Source organism: Saccharomonospora iraqiensis subsp. iraqiensis (genome assembly GCF_000430445.1).
Taxonomy (GTDB): domain Bacteria; phylum Actinomycetota; class Actinomycetes; order Mycobacteriales; family Pseudonocardiaceae; genus Saccharomonospora; species Saccharomonospora iraqiensis.
This window is the reverse complement of record NZ_KE387040.1, coordinates 36,214-39,495: the sequence shown is the minus strand read 5'-3', so window position 1 is coordinate 39,495 and position 3,282 is coordinate 36,214. Positions and strand designations below refer to the sequence as shown.

Here is a 3,282-nt window from a genome sequence, read left to right as displayed (position 1 = left end):
CCGCGCGCCGGACGCGCTGGCCCGGCTGGAGACGCCGGACGCGGTGTTCGTCGGCGGCGGGGTGAGCATCGACGGGGTGTTGACCACCTGCCGGGAGGCGCTGCGGCCGGGCGGCAGGATCGTCGCCAACGGTGTCACCGTCGAGGCGGAGCGGGCGTTGACCGACGCCCACGCCGCGTACGGGGGAGAACTGTCCCGATTGTCCGTTCAGCGTGCGGCGCCGCTCGGTGGGTTCACCGGGTGGGAGACCGCGCGCACCGTGACCCAGTGGAGCGTGCGCACATGACCGTGCATTTCATCGGCGCCGGACCCGGCGCCGCCGACCTGATCACCGTGCGGGGGCAGCAGACCCTGTCGTCCTGCGGGGTGTGCCTGTACCCGGGGAGTCTCACCCCGACCGAGCTGCTCAAGCACTGCCCGGACGACGCGCGGCTGATCGACACCGCCGACCTGACGCTCGACGACATCATCGACGAGCTGGTGCGCGCGCACGGCGAGGGTCTGGACGTGGCGCGGCTGTGCTCCGGCGACCCGGCCGTCTACAGCGCGGTGGCCGAGCAGATGCGGCGGCTCGACGCGGCGGGCGTGCCGTACGACGTGACGCCGGGGGTGCCCGCGTTCTCCGCCGCCGCGGCGGTGCTCGGCCGGGAGCTGACCGTGCCGACCGTGGGGCAGAGCGTGGTGCTCACCCGCGCGCAGGCGCGCTCGACGTCCATGCCGGAGGGTGAGGACCTGGCCACCCTCGGGGCGAGTCGCACCACCCTGGTGCTGCACCTGGCGGTGAACCGCATCGAACAGTGCGTGGACGAGCTGCTGCCGAACTACGGCGCCGACTGCCCGGCCGCCGTCGTCGCCCACGCCACCCAACCGGGCGAGATCGTGCTGCACGGCACCCTGGGCGACATCGCGGGCCAGCTCCGCGACGCGGGCATCACAAAGTCCGCCGTCGTCATCGTCGGCGACGTCCTCGCCGCGGAGAATTACCCGGACAGCTTCCTCTACTCCAAGGGCCGCGACCGCACCACCCGCCCCTGACCCCACCCCAGCCCCGCGAGTCACCACCCCAGCCCCGCGAGTTGCCGCTCCAGGCCCGCGAGCTGCCGTTTCGGGTCAGGGAATCGACGCTCCCGGGTGGTGATCCATGGATCACCGGTGCGGACGGTTCTGTTCCGATCTGTCCGCACCGGTCGATGCGCGAGATCAAGGCGTCTGCTGGACCGGAACCGTGGGCACGAGGACCGTGACATCCGCGTGAAGCTGGGCCAGCCCCTGATTGAAGGTGACCAGGCTGCCTTCCCTGGAGCGGGCGAGTTGCGCGAGATAGGCGTCGGTGACCTGCCGGTGGCCCAGCACGCCGTCGAACGGTACCTCACAGTAACTCACCGTATCCGGCCAGAATTCATGACGAGGGCTGTTTCTCACCGCATCGAGCACGGCGCGTGCGGTGGCGGCGTCGTTCCCGTCCCGGATCAGCAGACGGAGCAGACTCCCCTCGGTGATCGGGCAGGTGGCAAACGCATCGTCACGGTCGGCCAGCCAGCTCTCCGCCGCATCATGATGCACATGCTCGGCGACGACCAGTGCTATCAGAACGTTCGCATCGAGCAACACCGCCACTACTCGTCCTCCAGCGAACGGACGTCTTCGGTGGTGACGACCCTGCCGAGGCTCACAACGGGAAGGCCGGTCTTCGGGCTGCGGTTGATCTCGCCCACCTCGCCTTGGCCGAGTCCTCGCCGCATGAGTTCGGCAACGATGTCGCTCAGTGTCCGTGAAGTGTCGCGCGCGATCGAGACGATCTGCCGGTGCAGGTCGTCGGGTAGGTCCACGGTGGTGCGCATGTGACCATCTTAACATTGGCGCATCACGATGCAGAGACGTCTGATTCTGGTCGACTCGCTGATCTCTGGCGCGAGCTCGCGGACATGAAGGGCCGACTCGCGGGCCTGGAGCGTCAACTCGCGGGGCTGGGGTGGCGACTCGCGGGGCTGGGGTGGCGACTCGCGGGGTTACGGGCCGGCGCGGCCGACGAGGGTGCCGGCGCGGTCGACGGCGACGATGTCGACCGTGACGGGGGCGTCGGCGAGGACGTCGGCGGCCACCCGCCGGGCGCGGTCGGCGACCAGGTCGCCCAGGGGCACGTCGTGTTCGCGGGCGAGTTCCAGGGCGTGCAGGGCGGTGTTGGCGCCGCCGATCTCGGCGGCCAGGTCCTCGTGCCCGGACTCCCGCACCAGGTCGGCGACCAGCTCCAGGTCCACCTGGGAGCGTTTGGAGTGCAGGTCCAGGTGTCCGGCGGCCAGTTTGGACATCTTGGCGAACCCGCCCGCGATCGACAGCCGGGGCACCGGGTGGCGGCGCACGTACTTCAGCACCGCGCCCGCGAAGTCGCCCATGTCCAGCAGGGCGGTGTCCGGTAGCCCGTACAGCTCGGTGACCACCTTCTCCGAGGTGCTGCCGACCGCGCCCGCGACGTGGTTGTGCCCCAGCGCGCGGGCGACGTCCACGCCCCGGCGGATGCTGTCGATCCATGCCGAGCACGAGTACGGCACCACCACCCCGGTGGTGCCCAGCACGGACAGCCCGCCGACGATGCCCAGCCGCGGGTTCCAGGTGTGCCGGGCCATCTCCTCGCCGTGCGGCACGGACAGCTCCACCACCACATCGGGCGCGTCACCGGCACCGTGTTCGGCCGCGACCCGCCGCACGGCCTCGGTCATCAGCTCCCGCGGCACCGGGTTGACCGCGGGTTCGCCCACGTCCAGCGGCAACCCGGGCAGGGTGACGGTGCCCACCCCCGGACCGGCGCGGAACGTCACACCCGTACCCGGCTCCCCCGCCCGCACGGTGGACACGATCAGCGCACCGTGGGTGACGTCCGGGTCGTCCCCGGCGTCCTTGACCACCCCCGCGCTCGCGGCGTCGCCGCGCAGCTCCTCGGTGGCCAGGGCGAAGGCCGGTCGCCTGCCCTTGGGCAGCGCGATCGTCACCGGGTCGGGGAACTCGCCGGTCAGCAGCGCGGTGTAGGCGGCGGTGGTCGCCGCCGTCGCGCAGGCACCGGTGGTCCAGCCGTAGCGCAGGTCCGTCACACTCTCACCGTGTCCAGTATCCCGCACCGCGTGCTGATCCTCGGCGGCACCTCCGAGGCCCGGTCGTTGGCCGCCGCGCTCGTGGCCGACGGTGTGCCGGTGACCTCGTCACTCGCCGGGCGGGTGGCCCGGCCCCGGATGCCCGAGGGCGAGGTGCGCGTCGGCGGTTTCGGCGGCCCGGACGGCCTGGCCGCCT

Annotated in this window: 5 protein-coding genes and 1 pseudogene; 3 read left to right on the top strand and 3 right to left on the bottom strand. The window is 71.8% G+C overall.

All coding sequences use genetic code 11. From position 1 onward, the window contains the following. Positions 1-286: pseudogene (locus tag ACTIR_RS27350) on the top strand (cobalamin biosynthesis bifunctional protein CbiET); the annotation flags it as partial. Then, positions 283-1,035, top strand: a complete 753-nt coding sequence (gene cobM, locus ACTIR_RS0102155) for a precorrin-4 C(11)-methyltransferase (RefSeq protein WP_026453057.1) — start codon at positions 283-285, stop codon at positions 1,033-1,035. The pseudogene ACTIR_RS27350 and the gene cobM, both read left to right, overlap by 4 nt. Positions 1,036-1,200: 165 nt before the next feature. On the opposite strand, the gene ACTIR_RS0102150 is transcribed toward cobM, so the two are convergent. From ACTIR_RS0102150 to ACTIR_RS0102140, 3 genes are all read right to left on the bottom strand, one after another. Continuing rightward, complete coding sequence (locus ACTIR_RS0102150) at positions 1,201-1,617, bottom strand: TA system VapC family ribonuclease toxin (RefSeq protein ID WP_026453056.1); 417 nt, start codon at positions 1,615-1,617, stop codon at positions 1,201-1,203. Beyond that, positions 1,617-1,841 carry a hypothetical protein gene (locus ACTIR_RS0102145; protein WP_007024244.1) on the bottom strand — a complete coding sequence of 75 codons (225 nt, stop codon included), beginning with the start codon at positions 1,839-1,841 and terminating at the stop codon, positions 1,617-1,619. Before ACTIR_RS0102145 ends, ACTIR_RS0102150 begins: the two co-directional genes overlap by 1 nt. A 168-nt stretch (positions 1,842-2,009) precedes the next feature. Continuing rightward, on the bottom strand, positions 2,010-3,086 hold the full coding sequence (locus ACTIR_RS0102140) for a cobalt-precorrin-5B (C(1))-methyltransferase (RefSeq protein ID WP_026453055.1): 1,077 nt from the start codon (positions 3,084-3,086) through the stop codon (positions 2,010-2,012). A 30-nt stretch (positions 3,087-3,116) separates the two neighbouring features. Here ACTIR_RS0102140 and ACTIR_RS27345 point away from each other — a divergent pair. Beyond that, positions 3,117-3,282: precorrin-6A/cobalt-precorrin-6A reductase (locus ACTIR_RS27345; protein WP_233345805.1), on the top strand; the 166-nt coding region annotated here is incomplete at its 3' end.

Excerpts from the sequence above, each read along its gene's own strand:
- cobM (WP_026453057.1), top strand. The coding sequence starts at position 283 with ATGACCGTGCATTTCATCGGCGCCGGACCCGGCGCCGCCGACCTGATC.
- ACTIR_RS0102145 (WP_007024244.1), bottom strand. The coding sequence starts at position 1,841 with ATGCGCACCACCGTGGACCTACCCGACGACCTGCACCGGCAGATCGTC.